The sequence below is a fragment of the Mesotoga sp. Brook.08.YT.4.2.5.2. genome, from assembly GCF_003351125.1.
Classification (GTDB): domain Bacteria; phylum Thermotogota; class Thermotogae; order Petrotogales; family Kosmotogaceae; genus Mesotoga.
On record NZ_JPGZ01000006.1, the window covers coordinates 49472 to 66420 of the forward strand.

The following is a 16949-nucleotide window of genomic DNA, read 5'->3' on the forward strand; positions in this document are numbered from 1 at the left end:
GTTCTGGCGGAGGCGGTGGGACTCGAACCCACAAGGGGCGTCAACCCCACCGATTTTCAAGACCGGCTCCTTAGCCAATTAGGATACGCCTCCACTTAGCTGATTATACCTCTTCGAAAGAGCAGATTCAAGGGGTGTTGATCTTGAGAGACGTACAGAATGAGAGGGACAAGAGAAACATCAGAATCAACATGGTCGGGATAAAGTCAATTGAATATCCCATCGTGGTTTTGGATAGGGAATTTGGAACACAGCATACGGTAGGCAATTTCGATCTCTTTGTGGATCTTCCGACGGATTTTCGAGGCACACATATGTCGAGATTCGTTGAGGTTCTTGAAAGACATCACAAGAAAATCACGCCGAAAAACATGGAATCGATTCTGAACGACATTAGAGATTCACTTAGGGCAGATGTTGCGCACATCAAGGTGCAATTTCCATACTTCATAAGAAAGAAGGCTCCTATAAGCGGCAGTGAGAGTTTCAGCTCGTTTGGCTGTTCGTTTTCCACAACGAAGGATGGAGAGTTCGATTTTGTGCTCGGAGTTAAGGTTCCGGTGATGACTGTCTGTCCCTGTTCTAAAGAAATCAGCGATAGAGGAGCTCACAATCAGAGAGCCGAGGTGTTCGTTTCCGTTCGAATGAACTCCCTCGTATGGATAGAAGAGATAATCGAGTATGTCGAGAAATCTGCGAGCGCTCCGATCTTCTCTCTTCTCAAGAGAGAAGACGAGAAATACATTACCGAGCACTCTTTCGATAACCCCCGATTTGTTGAAGACCTTTCTCGGGAGGTAGTTCTGTTTCTGCAAGAAGATGACCGCATCGATTGGTATAGAATCGAAGTAATAAGCCAGGAATCAATTCATAATCACGAGGCTTACGCTTGCATAGAAAAGGAATAGCACATGTGTTTCCTGAATGAGCAGATCGACCCGCCTAGTCGCATCAAACTAACAAGGCTTCTGGAGCTAATAACATCTTCTCAACACAACCTTACGTCTGTTAGAGACTTCGAGAGCGCTATGATTGTACACGTGGAGGATTCTCTAAAACCATTCTGCGATTCAACATTTAGGGGTCGCTTCGTGGATATTGGAAGTGGCGGCGGGATTCCCGGTCTTGTCTTGGCAATTGCCTTTCCAGAAGCGGAATGGGTATTGGTAGACTCTATTGCGAAGAAGACAAAGGAGATCGAGAGATTTGCCCATGAGCTGGAACTGAAGAACGTCGTTGTGAAAACAGCAAGAGCGGAGGAATTGGCGCTGGAAGAAAGAGAGAAGTTCGATGCAGCGTTCATGAGAGCTGTCGCCAGATGCGATACTTCTTTGGAACTGGCAACTCCTCTTGTGAAAACCGGAGGCATCGTATATCTTTACAAAGGACCGGGATGGTGTGAGGAGAGGGTATTCTCACGCGTTGCTGAAGAGAAACTAGGTCTTGGCCTGTTGCAGGAGAAGGAGTACTGTCTATCAGACGGATCTATCCGGTTCATGATAGTCTATGCAAAGAAGAGAGAGACCCCAGATGGGTTTCCGAGAAGGTGCGGAATGGCTTCAAAGTCTCCTTTGGGAGGTTCAAAGTGACTGCTGAAAAAGGGAAGCTTTGGATTGTGGGAACACCTATAGGAAATCTAGAGGATATGACCATAAGAGGAAAGAAAATTCTGGAAGAGGCAGACCTGATTCTCGCCGAAGACACTAGAAGGATGAGGTCTTTGCTTTCTTCTATGGGAATAGATAAGAAGGTTGTTCTGTCTCTGAACATGCATAATCAGGACGAAAGAGTTCCGTTAATAATTGATCGTCTGAGCAAGGGAGAGCAAATAGCGCTTTCAAGTGATGCCGGTATGCCTGTGATCTCGGACCCGGGAGCTCATGTCGTCAAAACTTGTCGTGAGAGAGGCTTCGAAGTGGATGTTGCGCCCGGCCCATGTGCTGTTTCATGTGGACTCGCGATAAGCGGCTTTCCGGGGACTCACTTCACTTTTCTTGGGTTTCTGCCAAGAGGCAAGAATCGCAGAAGGGTTTTCAGGAAGATTGCTCAGGGTCTTTATGGAGACGGCGTCATCGTCTTCTTCGAGTCTCCATTTCGGCTCCTAGATACCTTAGGAGAGCTTCTTGAGATAGTTGGCGATAGGGAGGTCTTCGTTGGGAGAGAGATGACTAAACTCTTTCAAGAGAGTTATTTCGGCAGTCTTTCTGACGTAGTTGAGAGATTCAAGGCGATCCAGCCAAAAGGGGAGATAACCGTAGTTCTCTCTGGAAGGGAGAATAATGATGCTTGAGATGATGAGGAACTTCTTCAGCCTCACCCCTGCCATAGCGGTGGCCATAATCTCTCACGAGTATTTTCGTTTCATAACCGCGAAGAGATTCGACGCGGTGAAACCCGAATGGGGAGGACCCGGATTCATAAAAAGGATAGACCCTGTAGGTCTGCTCATGTACTACTTCTTCAAATTCGGCTGGTCTCGACCTTTCCCTGTGAACTACTGGAAGCTGAGAAAAGCCGGATATTTCAAGGGTATACTCACAGCGATTTCTGGTTCTATTGCCAATTTTTCGATCGGTCTTATTGCCGGTCTAGTTTTCTACCTTTCGGGTCTCCACCAGTACTCCACGTTTATGCCGGAAGCCGCCAATTCATTTCCATTGAGCTACATCGCCGATGTAGTGTACTGGATGATGGTAATTGATCTCAATACAGCCTTGTTCAACCTAATTCCAATTCCGCCTCTTGACGGAGCAAACATTGTTACAATGATTGTTCCGGAGAACCAGGTCAATTGGCTGGTGAAATATGAACTCTACGGAATACTTACACTTCTAGTGCTTTCACTTATGGGCATAATACAGCTAGTAATGTGGCCGATAACGCAGTTCATTCAGCTACTAGCGAGGCTGATTGCTTAAGTCCTTTCATTTTGCAGTCGAGAGTCAATCATTTGAACTGCTTCGGAAAGCGCGCTCTTAAGGTCACCTTCGTATTTGAGGGTGAAGCCGGAAGCTTTCTGGTGACCTCCACCGCCAAATGCAACGGCAATCTCACTGACATCGAAGTATTTCTTCGATCTAAGTGAAACGTGTGCCTCGCCTGAACGGGCTTCTGAAGCAAAAAGAGCTACTTCTACGCTCTCTATTGATCTCAATTCTCCAACGAAACCCGTGAAATCATCGTCTGTAAGTGAATACTTTTCAAAATCAGCCAATGTCAGATATGAGTAAGCAAATCTGTTGTTTGAAAGCAGCGTGATGTTATCAATAGCATCTCTTTCAAGAAATAGCTCCTCAATCTTTCGGGTCTCGAGAATCGCTGTTGCCACGAAATCGGGATCGGCTCCCAAACTAACAAGCTCAGCAGCAGCTTGAAACACCGAGCTGTCAACGTTTGAGTATCTGAAGAATCCCGTGTCTGTTGCAATCCCTAAGTAATTCATCAACGCAAGATCCCTGTCATATTCAATATCCATAAGCCTCAGAAGATCGAGAATCATTTGAGCTGTCGACGAGTATGAAGGGTCTACCCAGCATTCGTTTGCGAAGTATGTGTTTGTTGCATGGTGATCGATCACTATCGAAGGAACTCCCATTCCGAGGAAGTTTTCAAACCTTCCGATTCTGTCCGGTGATGATGCGTCAACCACGATAATCAAGTCTGGCTTAGGAATCTCCTCGTCAAAACCTTTGATCCTTTCTATCCAGGGAAAGACTTTGAAGTTCGGTGGAATTTTCCAATCAATTGCGGGTGTGGCTTTCTTCCCGAATCTTTCAATACCCACCGAAAGCGAGACCACGGAAGAAATGCAGTCTCCGTCGGGCATTATGTGGCCAGCTACAAGGATGGTTTCAGCTTTTTGAATACATGAGACAACACTGCTTGCTTTTCTGATCATCATTTGCTCTCCAACAATGATTCGATGGCGTATCGAACTATAGAACTGAACTTTGGTCTGATTCTTCTGGCCGTGCTAACAACATCGGCATGGGAGAGTTTCTCCTTCAGGATTCCCGATGCCAGATTCGTAACGCAGGATAGAACAAGAAGCTTGATACCGCAGTGCCTGGCAGCGATTACTTCTGGAACTGTCGACATTCCAACGAGATCTGCTCCGAAAAACTCAAAGGCCCTTATCTCTGCCGGAGTCTCATAATTTGGACCAAGAGCCCAACAATAAGTTCCCTCCTTCAATTCTATCCCCGTGTTTTGAAGACGGTTTTTCAAGTCCGTCAGCCAGCGACTGTCTACGATTTCCGACATATCTGGAAATCTCACGCCATATTGCTCGTAATTGACTCCCCTGAGAGGATTTCGAAAGCCGAAATTCACTACATCAGTCACTGCAACGATATCTCCTGGAGAGAAGCTTCTATTTATGCCCCCCGCAGCATTCGTAATCAGCAGATGTTCTATTCCGAGCTCCTTGAACAAATACACCGGAGAAGTGACATCTCTGATGTTATGACCCTCGTAGTAGTGAAATCGTCCCTCCATTGCTACAACGGGAAGACCATGAAAGTATCCGAAGACCAATCTTCCAGAATGACCTTCAACGGTTGTTTGAGGAAATCCCGGAATTTCAGAATACTCTATTGCTATTGGTTCGGAGAAGTGTTCCGTCAGATAGCCAAGGCCGGATCCGAGAATTAGTGCCGCCTTTGGAGTCGTTTTGATTCGTTCAGTTACCTCTTCTTTCATCACTTCGAATATATTCATAGAAAACCTCCGAAAGTAAAGCCATTCAAATTATTATATAATAATGAATGCTTTTGGGAATCGAGACCCGTTTGACTTTGAAGCTCTCGGTTAATATAATTGTTCCGATTTTCAGAATTCGAAGGGAGGAAATCCTTTGACGGCCGATGAAGTTTTCGACAGAGTGAAGAACATAATTTCCGAGAAACTTGGAGTCGAAGAAGATGAAATCGCTATGGATTCCAGTTTGACAGAGGATCTCGGTGCCGATTCTCTTGATCTGGTCGACCTGGTGATGGCATTTGAAGATGAATTCGATTTTAAGGTCGAAGATGAGCAGATTGAGAGCATCTCTACGGTAGGAGATATTGTGGAAAGTATCAGCAAAGGTCTGGGAGTTGAAGACTGAGTCTTTCAAGGGGGCTTAAGGCCCCCTTAATGTTGAGTGGAGTGGTATCGATAGATAGAGAATTCAGAGTATCAAAAGAAAACTTCTATGAGAGATTGGACAGGTTCTTGAGAAGGGAGCTCTCAGACCTGAAGTTGTCATCTATCTACAAGTTGCTGAGAAAGGGAAATGTGAAAGTCAATGAGAAGAAAGTCAAGGATGGCTCCTTCAGGCTTGAGATAGGAGATTTAGTTCGAGTAGGTTTTTCTGGAGATCCTTCAAGACTGAAGCGTCTTAGAGAATCGCGTGAACTGATTCCTCACGAGATTCCCCTTAAGATACTATTCGAAGACGATTCAATAATCGCGGTCGACAAACCGGCGGGGATATCCGTTCATCCCGGAAAAGGCATCCAGATTGTAACGTTGGTCGAAGGACTCATGGCATATGGAGAGGCAAGAGGTTTCTTGCCGCGGCCCGTCCACCGGCTCGATAAGCATACCTCAGGAGTAATAGTCTTCGCCAAATCTCCAGAGTCGGCTAGAGAGTTGTCATCACTGTTTAGGCTGCGAGGAATGGAAAAGGGTTACCAGACGCTTGTGAAAGGAGTGCCGGAAGCTAAAGGAAGACTTGTTTCCGAGAGAGAGAAACACACTGAGTCATTGACGTTCAGAATTGAAAAGAGTTTTGCCTCGGTTTCACTATTGTGGATAGATCTTCACACAGGGAAGAAGCACCAGATACGTCGTCAGCTGAGCGAAGCCGGGTATCCAGTTGTTGGGGACGATGTCTATGGAGACAGATTGTTCAACAGGGAGTTCAAGAAAGAGACCGGGCTCAGAAGATACTTCTTGCACTGTTCGAGACTCTCCTTTATTTGGGAAGGTGGAAAGACGATCGAGATTCTTTCGGGACTTCCCGACGACCTTGAGAAGGTGTTGGTCAAACTCAAATGAAGTCAGCTCTTCTGCTTTTGACGGTCATTCTCATTTCGATCTACACATTCAGTCAAGTGGAGATCAGGAGAGAGATTGAAGAAGCAAACGCTGAACTCTCACAGATATACGGCTTTTCGGTCAAGTATAGTCTTACGATTCTCAAAGGCGAAGGCCATGAGCAGCCAGCAGCAATTGATGATAATGGAATCTACCAGATCTTTCTTTACACGACTTCCTATAGATCCGGAGTCGCAAGACATGAACTCGCACATGTCTATTTCTTTGAGTACCTTAGGAGCATCGGCTTCACTCCTAATGAGATTCCTGTATGGTACCATGAATTAATGGCGGAAGGCTTTCAGAGTCTTCATTCGAGGACGAGAATTCCGATACTCAGAGTTGCCTTCTATGATTTCACAGAGTTTGACAGAAGGTACCCTAATAAGGATGACCAATCTGTTTTCTATGGAGCTGTTTCGAGCTTCGCTGGATACATTCTGGAGAGGCATTCATATATTGATCTGACGATCGTCGCAGAAGAGTTCTTAGAAGAAGGGGATATGAGTGCAGCCTTTTCGAAGGTTTTTGGATCGAGTCTAGAGTCTATGATTCTAAAGTGGAGACTTATCTTCTTGCTTCCGTATTCTCCATTTCTCATCGGTGTAGTATTATTTCTTTATCTTCTGATTGGGAGGAGAGACAAGTATTGGCGGAAGTTCCCGTTAGACCTAGAAAGTCTCAGAGAAGACGAAGAAACGAAAAACAGAAGAGCGCACTAAGACTCGGCAACGGTATAGTCGTTGTTGCCTTCATTTCCGGATTGCTTCTGTCTTTGTTCTACATTCCCTGGAGAGTTTCCCTGGATTTCAACTACAACGATGCTGTGGTAATTACAGAGAAGGCGGTAGACGCAGTCCCTTCAAAGCAGCTGATTTACGTGGAAGATCTGGAGAACGTCTCGAATTTGGAGTCTTCGGTTATTCTGGTGGATCTGAGAGACGACTGGCATAGGCTGGAGGAGATATTGGCTCTGCAGATCCCGATGATCCTTACTGGAGTCTCCCCTTACACAGTCTCGGAGCTTGCATCGATTCTTGACAATCACTTCGCATACACGGGATACATGGAGTTTGACGAAAGAGGCCATTATGTCCTAGATGTGCTGAGGGCAAGGGAGAACAAATCTCTGGTGTTTCGAGTGCACAATCTGAAGAAGAAAGAGTATCCAAACTATGATGTTGACAAGGCAGTGACCAGGTACCTTAGAGCTGTCAGGGAAAGGAGCATTGATGCACTTCTCTTTTTGACTCCCGACAATGATTTTGACTATGATGAGCTGGTATCCCAAGTTTATGGAATACTCGACGGAATGGGATTAGTTTCGACCGAAGTAGTTTCTCCAAGGACTGGTTCATCCAGGTTCGCCTTGCTGGCATCCCTGTTTGTGTTTGTTCTCCTGTTATCTGTCAGTCCTTTGCTTGCAGCTGTTGTTACAGCGTTATTCGTGTTGTTTCCAACTGTTGGTCTTCCCGCGGCCGCTGTCTTCGGTGAGTTTGCCATATATCGGAGGGTTTCTTCCTTGAAAACCGGGGTGATCAAGGGTCTCCTTCTTTTCTTTTCCTTCTCGATCTTCCTCGGAATAGCAATCAACGCCTCGATGGTAGGTGCCTCCTATCAGAATGGACTGGAGCTCTTCAGAGGCGTGAAGATCTCATTGGTAGCCCTCCCCTTCTGGCTTTTTGTCACTGGTTTTGGTAGAAGCGTTTCGAAAAAGGTTTCTAGGGGAGATATACTTGTCGTTCTTCTTGCGGGGCTGGTAGCCGTCTATTACATCCTTAGAAGCGGGAACTTCTCTTTTGTGCTTGATGTGGAAAGAACAATGCGAGACTATCTTGACAACGTCCTCATAGTCCGTCCGCGTTTCAAGGAATTGCTCGCATATCCGCTTCTGGCAGTGATGATTCACTTCTCTTTTGATCTCAAAGGGAAACTCGGACCGATAATTGCTGCAGGTGGATCACTTGTAACTGTATCTATAGTTAATACCTTCTGCCACGCTACTGTTCCTCTGTGGACAGGCCTGCTGAGAAGTGCGTATGGTTTAATCTTCGGTACAGTGCTTTCACTTCTAATAATCGCGATCATCAAAAAGTATAATAGATCAAGGGACATCGCTAACAACTTGTTGAACGAGTCTGATGAAGACAAGTCTAATTAGCATCTGATGATGGGAGGGATAATCTATGAAGAAAACAATACTGGTTATTCTCAGTTTTTTCTTGGCAGTATCACTATTTGGGATTGTAACTTATGACATGCAGAAGGTAATTATTGTACCGGAGAAGCCGCAGGGGGGGCTGGAGGTTTCCATTTGGCTTGACAGAGATAACGGTTCTCTTTACTATTCAGGCGAAGAGGTTAAGACTTACTTCAAAGTCAATAAAGATGCATATATAGCGATATACGATATCACACCAAATGGAGAAATCCAGCTGATATTCCCTAATGGTTATGATCGCAGCAATTTCGTCAAGGCTGGAGTGACCTACACTCTTCCAACGGAGAACGCTACGACGAGATACCGTCTTCAGTTGACGAGTGAGACAGGTGGAGGAAAGGAGATCTTTCAGATTGTTGCATCGACGTCTTACCTTGGATTTCTTGACGATTTGATGGTGAGAGCTGAGGCAGGAGATATCTTCCCCAAGGCCAGTTCAGGGGCGGAGGACTTCGTAGTTTCAAAAGTAATACCTGTTATTGATAAGCAGGAGTATGCCGTTTCCACTGCCTGGTTCTATCTGGATGTGATGCCCAGCACAGGACGAGCGAGGATAACCACAACTCCGTCAAATGCAACCGTATATGTTGACGGAAAGATGGTCGGCAGGAGTCCCATTAACATAGACCTAGATGTGGGGAACCACATGGTCACAGCATACATGAACGGTTACAGGACCGAAACCAGACAGTTCACTATCGAAAGTGGGAGAACGCTGGATGTAAGACTTGATTTGCAGAAGTTAGCAAAAGAGTATCAATTCTCTCTTGTCACAAACCCAAGCGATGCAACTGTGCATATTGATGGCAGGCTTGTAGGAAGAACACCCCTGAATGTCACCTTGGAAGAAGGCACGAAGAGTATCAGCGTTTCTAAGGCTGGATATCAGACATACACAGAGACTTTTGTCCTGAATCGTAATATTTCCAAGTCTATCACTCTGACTTCTATGGTTCAGAATTATCAACTGTCGGTAATAACGAGTCCTTCAGGGGCAGATATTTATGTGAATAACGCTTACATTGGTAGATCCCCGTTGAATGTGACTCTGGAAGGCGGAACAAAGAACTTGAGAATTGAGAGATCGGGATACGAGACATACACTGAAAACTTCATTCTTGATCGCTCGATTTCGAAATCCATTACCTTGACTCCTCAAGTGAAAGAGTACAGATTGAGCGTAACGAGTTCACCTTCGAACGCCCTTGTCTACATAAACGGAACATATCAAGGCAGAACTCCGCTTACTCTTACCTTGAGGGAGGGATCTTACGCCGTCAGAGTAACCGCAGATGGCTATGAAGATTTCTCTACTAACGTAACACTTGCTGGTGATAGACAAGTAAGTGCCACTCTTTATGCAAAGAAGGCCAGACTGACAATAGAAACAGAGCCGACAAATGCATCAGTTTTTGTAGATAACGTTTATGTGGGCAGATCTCCGCTATCCGTTGATCTTGATGCGGGGAGGCATACGATCAGAGTAGAGAAGTCTGGCTATATAACTGACAGCAAAGATGTCAATCTCGCTGCCGGAACCAGTTCATCGACGAAAATCACTCTGATTGAAGAAAGGCCGGTTGCCAGGATTACAATTTCCTCTGATCCGAGCAATGCGAGAATCTTCATTAACGGAAAAGATTATGGTAGATCAAACAGGGTAGTTGAACTTGATCCAGGATATTATGAAGTAGTGCTTGTTCTGGACGGATATCGCGTGTCGGTTACATATAGATACTTTGGCAAGGGAGATCACAATCTCTCCTTCAACCTTTCAAGAATCGACTAATGTCTTTTCCTGTTACCCGAATAACCGGGACTCAAGTCCCGGTTATTCTTTTTCTGTCTGTCTCAGATAGGTATATCCACTTTCCGGGGCTCAATCGATCGGGAAGGTAATATGCGCCGATCCTGTTTCGGTGAAGGTTTCTCACCTTGTTTCCCACTGCCAGAACGAGTCTCTTGACTTCGTGATACCTGCCCTCCGTCAGTACAATTCTCAGATGAAAAGAATCTAGTTCTTCAACTGATACCGGCATAGAAAACTCTTCATCGCCTATTGAGACTCCTTGCGAGAGAAGTGAGATCTCATCTGAAGTAATCTCATTGACGGTCTCTACGAAATACTCCTTCTCGACCAGCTTGTTCGGCGAAATCACGTTGTGAATGAACTCGCCGTCGTTTGAGAGTATTACGAGTCCAGTTGTGTCTTTATCAAGCCTTCCGGCAATGGACAGTTCGGCAGAAAAGACTTCATCTACCAGGTCGAAGACATTCTCTCCCTCGTCTCTCTCTCTTGAGCAGACAAAACCTCCAGGTTTGTTCAGAGCTATGTAGACCATTCCAAAGGTTTTTATGTGCTTTCCGTCCAGAAGTACTTCATCGTTCGCGCTAACACTTGCAGACGGGGTATCGACGACTCTTCCATTAACGACTACTCTTTGACTTCTTATCATCTTTCTGCTCTGGCTTCTGCTGAAGCCAGAGAACTTAGAAACATAGCCATCCAATCTCATAAATAGATTGTACAATACACCTTCTTGAGGTACCAGTATCACGCACCTCCAAGCTATTGTGCATGATGTTATAATCTTTTAAAAGAAAAAGAGAGGGTGGATCTATATGAGAAAGGAGTGGCTTCTCCTAAAGCCCGATGATGAGGCCGTAAACAGATTGGTCGAATTCATGGGAATCGATGTGTTTTTGGCAAGATTACTGGTAACGCGAGGAATTGATGACGAAGTTGAAGCAATGAGGTTCCTGAATCCAGATAAGACGATTCTTCATGATCCCTTCATTCTTGAAGGTATGCAGCTTGCAGTTCGTACAATAATAGAGACTAGAGAGAGAAACGAGAGCATCGTTGTCTTCGGTGATTATGATGTCGATGGTGTAACCAGTACAGCGCTCCTGTATCTTGCAATGAAAAGAATGGGGTTCAATGTTAGTTATTACATTCCTTTAAGGCTTGAGGAAGGGTACGGTTTGAGCAAGGGCGCAATAAAGGATCTTAGAGAACAGGGCCATAAACTATTGATTACCGTTGACTGTGGAGTCACTTCGTTTGAGGAAATCAAGTATGCAAAGGAAATAGGATTCAATGTAGTCGTAACCGATCATCACGAGGTGAAGGATATTCTTCCGCCAGCCGACGCCATAGTCAATCCCAAAAGACCTGACGACAACTATCCCTTTAAGGGACTTGCTGGAGTTGGCGTAGCTTTCAAATTGCTTGTTGCGCTTAATGAGACTCTACACTGTCCTATCGATCCGGAGGAATATCTGGATATCGTGGCGCTTGGTACTATAGCGGATATTGTACCCTTGAGAGATGAAAACCGCTACATAGTCAGGCAAGGTACCGCAAAGATCCAGAGCAGCCCGCTTCTTGGACTGAAGGCACTTTTGTCGTATCTTAGAATCCCGTCTGAAAACCTGACTGCGCAGGATATTGCCTTCAAGATTGCGCCCAAACTTAACGCGGCAGGGAGAATGGATTCAGCTATTGTTGCCCTCGAACTATTAATAAGTGAAGACATGGATTCAGCAATGAACACTGCTAGCCGGCTTCTGAAGCACAATCAGAATAGACAGACAATAGAGGCGAAGATCTTCGACCAGACTGAAAGAGATATCGACAGCACGTCCAGTTTCAAAGATGACTATGCGCTTGTTGTTGACGGCGATAACTGGCACCTTGGAGTTCTGGGGATTGTTGCCTCCAGACTTGTATCAATTCACAACAAGCCGGTTTTCTTGATATCTACCAACGGTTCCGACGGTAAGGGTTCCGCAAGAAGTCCTGCCGGTGTAAGCATAATCAGTCTCCTTAACGAAGTCTCTCACCTTTTGAGGGAGTTTGGCGGGCATGAGATGGCTGCAGGATTCAGCATAGACAAGGAGAACATCACTGAATTCCGAACGGCAATAAACGATGCTTACATAAGACTTTATGGGAAAAAGCAACCGGTATTCAAGATAGACATCGACGATGTCCTCTCTATAGATTCTATTACATCCGCTATTCTTGATAAACTGGAGCTCTTGAGACCCTTTGGTCACTCGAATCCCGAACCGAGATTCCTTATAAAGGGACTTAACATAGAGAAAGCGAAGATGTTTGGCAGCGGCAGCGATCACGTGAAGTTGATTCTACGTTCTGGAGATAGAAAGACGCTTGCTATAGGTTACAACATGGGTTCAATGTTTGATGACTTCAAATATGTGAAGCCAAATCTCCTAAAGGTGGATGCGGTTGCTTCAATTAAGAGCGAGAACCTTTATGGACTGCAGAGTGTCAAACTCTCTCTTTCGGATGCAAAGCTTTACATTGATCCAGTCTTTGAAGAGGAAGTAAGGGACAAGAATTTCGTTTTTGAGTTTATAAGAGATTGGAAGAATCAGCAGCCCGGTTCGCAGGTAAAAACTGATGTATCCGCTCTGATAAGCGAGCTTGAGAAGAAGCTCTCTCATAAGTGTCCGGAGTTCATGGAAGTAAGTATCAAGAATCCATGGGGAGTGTTTGGCAACATCAGACTGAAGAACCCTTTTCTCGCTCTCAAAATACTTAAAAACTATCAGCAAGGCAAGAAGACTTTCGTTGTGTCTGCAATAAACGGCACGCTTGCACATACCTATTATTCACTGCAGCACTATCTGGATTCGATAAAACCAGTCTTTGCCAACTCTCTGTACAGAGGAAGGTTGGATGAACCCGTTGTTTTCACCACTCTGCCCTTCTTCGTTGAAAGGTTTGACGAGATTGCTGAAATAGCCGGAGAGGTTATTTTCGACGAACCTACTTATATTCTCTCGGGCATTTTCAAGGACCATCCGGATCTTGAAGGTTTTTTCTCAAACATCGATAAGGTCCTAGGAATATCTGGATTTGCAGGAAGTGTCTACTATGATGATTTGAAGGATTTTCTATCGGATAGAAGGATATCTCACGTATATAAGCCAAGTCCAATCAAAAGGGTGGGCATAATCGACAACCGAGGCTCCAGAAAGAAGGTCGAGCAGGTTATGTCGATCGTCGGTCATGGTGAGAATGTCGCTGTGATTGTTGATTCCCCACATAAGACGGTCACTCTTGCCAAATCTATGGGATCAAGATTATCCCATGCTCTTCAGAATGGGGAACTGATTTTCTACAATTATCTGCTGAAGGACTTTCAGAGGTCGGTAATATACTCACTTGTTGAGAGACAGAAGATCAGGGTCCTGATTACTACTCCATCTAGCGACGGACTCGGTGTCACTTTAGGTAACTCTAATATTGTATTCTACAGTGCGCCAAGGAACTTCCTGGAGATTATTGATTCTGTTTCGACCAGACCCGGTGAAGATTCGGAGTTGTTCTTGAATCTATCTTTCAACAAGGCCGACTTGATTTCTAATACCGGTGAAATGGACAGGCTTTTTCCGACAGTTGAAGAGCTTGAAGCCGTTTATCAGGACCTTAAGGATGTTCTGCCAGCGTCTGAGAGGGATATCAGAAAGGCCCTTAGCTTTGAAGACGGAATCTCGAAGGTCTTTCTTTCTATGTTGGAGGAGATGAAGCTTGTAAGTGCTGACGAAGGAATCTGGTACAGCAGTTCGAGCTCGGAACTCGACTCAGTTGAGGTGAAAAAGACATTGCGTTACAGAGAGGGAGTCGCTGAAAAGAGAATGACCAGATGGTTCGCCACCAAGCTTTCGACGATGACGACAAGAGGACTGCTTCGGAGTCTTACAAACGCAGAAGAGGTGCTTAAGGTTGGTTGACACCATGGTGCTGGATTCTCTGATAACAGTCTCGCGGCAAGAAATTATGAAGGCGCTGTCGCTGATTAGGGACGGAGGTTTGAATGCGAAGATCTTCCCTACTCCACCAGATTTATTCTTGGGTTGCTCGCTTTCAATTGCGATCTCATCTGGAGATCTTTGCGCAAGCGTCAGCCTCCTAAAAGAGGCAGACATTGAGATTCTCCTCACTAACCATTGTGACGAAAACCCGGTAAGGTCCTTCTATGGTAAAACTTGGCATTGACTTTGGCACATCAAGAATCGGCCTTGCTTTACAGATAGAGGATGTAGAAATCCCTCTAAGAACCATTGATCACTCAGGTTATCGCAAAACACTCTCAAGAATACTAGAGGAGAAGAAAGTCGAGATAGTTGTTATTGGATTACCAATCTCAATGTCTGGCAGATTCAGCGAATCTACTATGAGAGCAGTCTCATTTGCTGAAAAGGTGAAGAACATCTATTCTGGCCCAGTCTTTCTGGTGGATGAATCTCTAACTACAAAGACGGCGATGAGAATGTCTCAAGAAGTTGGACAGGATTTCTCGAAAGTAAAGGATGTTTTCAGTGCAATGCAGATTCTTAGAAATGAGTCTTCTATTACGGCCAGAAGGTGGGAGGTACGTGAGAGAAGAGTCGTCTGCCGTGATCTTCGTGAAATCCCTTCAAATAGCAGGGTATTGCTGTACAAACCAGAATCTGCTCGAATAGAAGGTATTGACTCTCTGGAGACAGACCCAGGAGTTTTTGTCGAAGATCCTCAGATCTTTCTGGCATTCAAGAGAAAAGGAATGAACCCGGTAAACCTCATTGATGACATAGACTTTTCAACTTACGATATAATAGTAATCGCTTGTGGAGAAGAGCTTGATGGGAAGTTAGATCTGAACTCAGAAGGTCCGCAGGTTATTGAGTGCTCGTGGCTCAACGGATAGAGCGCTGGACTCCGGATCCAGAGACTGTGGGTTCAAATCCCACCGAGCACACCATGTTTGCAACGCGGGAGGTTTTGTATGAAAAAGGGTGATCTTGGCATCGATTTGGGAACCGCTTCTCTCTTGGTCTTTCAGAAGGGCAAGGATATAGTGATTGATGAGCCTTCGGTCATCGCTGTTGAAACGAAGACGGGAAAGATAATCTCAATTGGTTCTGAAGCTAAGGAAATGATCGGTAAGACACCAAAGGACATAAAGGCTGTAAGGCCAATTCGAGATGGGGTTATTGCAGACTATCAGATTTTAGAACAGGCTCTCAAGGAACTTGTGAAGCGAACTCGCACGAAATTCTCCCTTTCCAGACCGGCGGTTGTTGTCGGTGTTCCGGCCAAGGTTACAAGTGTTGAGAGAAGAGCAGTTATCGAAGCCACAACGGCTGCAGGAGCAAGCAGAGTTTACCTGGTTCTTGAACCTGTGGTCGCTGCAATCGGAGCAGGCCTTCACATATTTGATTCAGTGGGTAATATGGTTGTGGATATTGGAGGAGGGACTTCCGACATTGCCGTAATCAGCCTTGGCGGGATAGTAGTCTCGCGCTCTCTGAGAACTGCCGGAGATGCAATGGACGACGCGATAATCAAGTTTGTCAAGCGCAAGTACAAGTTTCTTATTGGCAGTTCGACTGCAGAGGACGTCAAAATTAAGATCGGGAAGGCCTTTCCCACTCTGGAAAGCTACGAGCTTGAGGTAAGAGGAAGAGATGCTCTGAACGGTCTTCCGGGTAATATTAGGATCACTTCTGACGATATTCATGAGGCGATATCTCAGATCTTGCAGGATATTGTTCTTAATCTTAGACAGATTCTGGAAGAGACACCTCCGGAAATCGCTGCCGACATAATGGATACAGGCGTTGTGCTCACAGGAGGTGGTTCTTTGATCCGAGGATTACCGGATTTGATAATTCAGGAGACCGGTATCAAAACCATAGTCTCCGAGGACCCAAGAACTTGCGTTGTCAAGGGAATAGGAGAGCTCCTTGAAAGCGATAAGCATCTTCAGAGAGTAGCGATAAATCACAACAAATAGCTAGGTTCTTACTCTATTTCTCTTTTCGAGTATTACTATAAGGTATGAGAATGCTAGTCCCGAGAGAATTCCCACCGCTATTTGTATCAGATTGAAGTTGATCCCCGGTCTGGAGAGTAGATCGGGTATTGAGCCTAGCATAAGGCCAAGAAGGAAGGAGAAAGTCGCACAGCGGTATCTCTTCATCAAGAACTTCAGAAGTCTGCTTACGAAGACCACGCCAAGAATAACACCGACTCCGATGAAGGCAATGATTACTAAGTCTAGGTTCTTGAGAGCAGATATTGCCCTAGTGTATTCACCGAGCAGTAGAAGTATGAAGGCACCGCTAAGTCCGGGAAGGACCATAGCCGCCGCTCCAAAAAAACCTGCTACCACATCAAAAACGAGATTAAGAGCACCGCGATCAGAAACACTACCTTCTACCGACCTTGAACCAAGCAGAGATATTATGACAACGAGTACTACCCCGGCTGCGAAAGAGATAATCGAAGTCGCGCCGATTTTTTCAATGCGCCTGAATACAACTGGAATTCCTCCAGCAACGAGTCCGGAGAACATCCCATACATTAGCGAAGGGACGACTGAAAGAGAGAGATCTATTAGAGCTGCGAAAGCGAAGATCCCTATCCCTATGCCCGCGATAAGCTGAATCAGGAATACGAACTCCTTCTTCTTGATCCTCAAAGCTGTCAGCGATGAGACTGAATCCACAAATCGCTCATATATGCCTCCTAGAAGAGCGATTGTACCACCACTTACACCTGGAATGAGATTGGCTAGACCCATTAGTACACCTACAAAGATCACATAGAGCATTAGACACCCCCAGATCG

Annotated in this window: 17 protein-coding genes and 2 tRNA genes; 14 read left to right on the plus strand and 5 right to left on the minus strand. The window is 45.3% G+C overall.

Annotation, left to right across the window (positions count from 1 at the left end; translation table 11 throughout):
- Window positions 1-4: 4 nt before the first annotated feature.
- Window positions 5-93: transfer RNA gene (locus tag Q502_RS01085), tRNA-Ser, on the minus strand.
- A gap of 50 nt (window positions 94-143) precedes the next feature.
- Here Q502_RS01085 and folE2 point away from each other — a divergent pair.
- Genes folE2 through Q502_RS01105 form a run of 4 tightly spaced genes read left to right on the plus strand, consistent with a single transcriptional unit; the run spans window position 144 to window position 2918 of the window.
- A complete protein-coding gene (folE2, locus tag Q502_RS01090; RefSeq protein ID WP_347708250.1) occupies window positions 144-908 on the plus strand; it encodes a GTP cyclohydrolase FolE2 in 765 nt (254 codons plus the stop codon).
- A 3-nt stretch (window positions 909-911) separates the two neighbouring features.
- The gene (gene rsmG, locus Q502_RS01095; protein ID WP_099829106.1) at window positions 912-1589 is read left to right on the plus strand and encodes a 16S rRNA (guanine(527)-N(7))-methyltransferase RsmG; all 678 of its coding nucleotides are present in this window, start codon (window positions 912-914) and stop codon (window positions 1587-1589) included.
- On the plus strand, window positions 1586-2290 hold the full coding sequence (rsmI, locus tag Q502_RS01100; RefSeq protein ID WP_099829107.1) for a 16S rRNA (cytidine(1402)-2'-O)-methyltransferase: 705 nt from the start codon (window positions 1586-1588) through the stop codon (window positions 2288-2290). The genes rsmG and rsmI overlap by 4 nt, the downstream gene beginning before the upstream one ends.
- Window positions 2280-2918 carry a site-2 protease family protein gene (locus tag Q502_RS01105; protein ID WP_243392240.1) on the plus strand — a complete coding sequence of 213 codons (639 nt, stop codon included), beginning with the start codon at window positions 2280-2282 and terminating at the stop codon, window positions 2916-2918. Before rsmI ends, Q502_RS01105 begins: the two co-directional genes overlap by 11 nt.
- Here the strand turns inward: Q502_RS01105 and Q502_RS01110 are convergent.
- On the minus strand, window positions 2915-3898 hold the full coding sequence (locus Q502_RS01110) for a bifunctional oligoribonuclease/PAP phosphatase NrnA (protein ID WP_099829108.1): 984 nt from the start codon (window positions 3896-3898) through the stop codon (window positions 2915-2917). The genes Q502_RS01105 and Q502_RS01110 overlap by 4 nt on opposite strands.
- On the minus strand, window positions 3898-4719 hold the full coding sequence (locus Q502_RS01115) for a purine-nucleoside phosphorylase (RefSeq protein WP_099829109.1): 822 nt from the start codon (window positions 4717-4719) through the stop codon (window positions 3898-3900). The genes Q502_RS01110 and Q502_RS01115 overlap by 1 nt, the downstream gene beginning before the upstream one ends.
- 136 nt (window positions 4720-4855) lie before the next feature.
- On the opposite strand from Q502_RS01115, the gene acpP reads away from it, so the two are divergent.
- The 5 genes from acpP to Q502_RS01145 are packed head-to-tail and all read left to right on the plus strand — an operon-like array spanning window position 4856 to window position 10091.
- Window positions 4856-5107 (plus strand): acyl carrier protein, encoded by a 252-nt coding sequence (gene acpP, locus Q502_RS01120; RefSeq protein WP_099829110.1) that lies wholly within the window; start codon window positions 4856-4858, stop codon window positions 5105-5107.
- 29 nt (window positions 5108-5136) lie between these two features.
- Window positions 5137-6042: an RluA family pseudouridine synthase gene (locus Q502_RS01125; RefSeq protein ID WP_102818924.1), complete on the plus strand. Its 906-nt coding sequence runs from the start codon at window positions 5137-5139 to the stop codon at window positions 6040-6042.
- Window positions 6039-6803: a hypothetical protein gene (locus Q502_RS01130; RefSeq protein ID WP_099829112.1), complete on the plus strand. Its 765-nt coding sequence runs from the start codon at window positions 6039-6041 to the stop codon at window positions 6801-6803. Before Q502_RS01125 ends, Q502_RS01130 begins: the two co-directional genes overlap by 4 nt.
- Window positions 6731-8242 carry a DUF5693 family protein gene (locus Q502_RS01140; RefSeq protein ID WP_243392241.1) on the plus strand — a complete coding sequence of 504 codons (1512 nt, stop codon included), beginning with the start codon at window positions 6731-6733 and terminating at the stop codon, window positions 8240-8242. The genes Q502_RS01130 and Q502_RS01140 overlap by 73 nt, the downstream gene beginning before the upstream one ends.
- A gap of 25 nt (window positions 8243-8267) precedes the next feature.
- Entirely contained in the window at window positions 8268-10091 is a 1824-nt protein-coding gene (locus Q502_RS01145) for a PEGA domain-containing protein (RefSeq protein WP_099829113.1), read from the plus strand.
- A gap of 31 nt (window positions 10092-10122) precedes the next feature.
- Here the strand turns inward: Q502_RS01145 and Q502_RS01150 are convergent, their stop codons facing one another.
- The gene (locus Q502_RS01150; protein ID WP_243392242.1) at window positions 10123-10860 is read right to left on the minus strand and encodes a pseudouridine synthase; all 738 of its coding nucleotides are present in this window, start codon (window positions 10858-10860) and stop codon (window positions 10123-10125) included.
- A gap of 64 nt (window positions 10861-10924) precedes the next feature.
- Between Q502_RS01150 and recJ the strand changes: the two genes are divergently transcribed.
- The 5 genes from recJ (at window position 10925) to Q502_RS01175 (ending at window position 16113) form a co-directional block, all read left to right on the plus strand.
- Entirely contained in the window at window positions 10925-14068 is a 3144-nt protein-coding gene (recJ, locus tag Q502_RS01155; RefSeq protein WP_099829114.1) for a single-stranded-DNA-specific exonuclease RecJ, read from the plus strand.
- Between the two features lie 4 nt (window positions 14069-14072).
- Window positions 14073-14333 (plus strand): DUF3343 domain-containing protein, encoded by a 261-nt coding sequence (locus tag Q502_RS14985; protein WP_374704099.1) that lies wholly within the window; start codon window positions 14073-14075, stop codon window positions 14331-14333.
- Entirely contained in the window at window positions 14314-15024 is a 711-nt protein-coding gene (gene ruvX, locus Q502_RS01165) for a Holliday junction resolvase RuvX (RefSeq protein WP_099829116.1), read from the plus strand. Before Q502_RS14985 ends, ruvX begins: the two co-directional genes overlap by 20 nt.
- Window positions 15003-15078, plus strand: a tRNA-Arg gene (locus Q502_RS01170). Before ruvX ends, Q502_RS01170 begins: the two co-directional genes overlap by 22 nt.
- Before the next feature lie 24 nt (window positions 15079-15102).
- Window positions 15103-16113: a rod shape-determining protein gene (locus tag Q502_RS01175; RefSeq protein WP_099829117.1), complete on the plus strand. Its 1011-nt coding sequence runs from the start codon at window positions 15103-15105 to the stop codon at window positions 16111-16113.
- On the opposite strand, the gene Q502_RS01180 is transcribed toward Q502_RS01175, so the two are convergent.
- Window positions 16114-16932, minus strand: a complete 819-nt coding sequence (locus tag Q502_RS01180) for a DUF368 domain-containing protein (RefSeq protein WP_099829118.1) — start codon at window positions 16930-16932, stop codon at window positions 16114-16116. It lies immediately after the preceding gene.
- Between the last annotated feature and the right edge of the window lie 17 nt (window positions 16933-16949).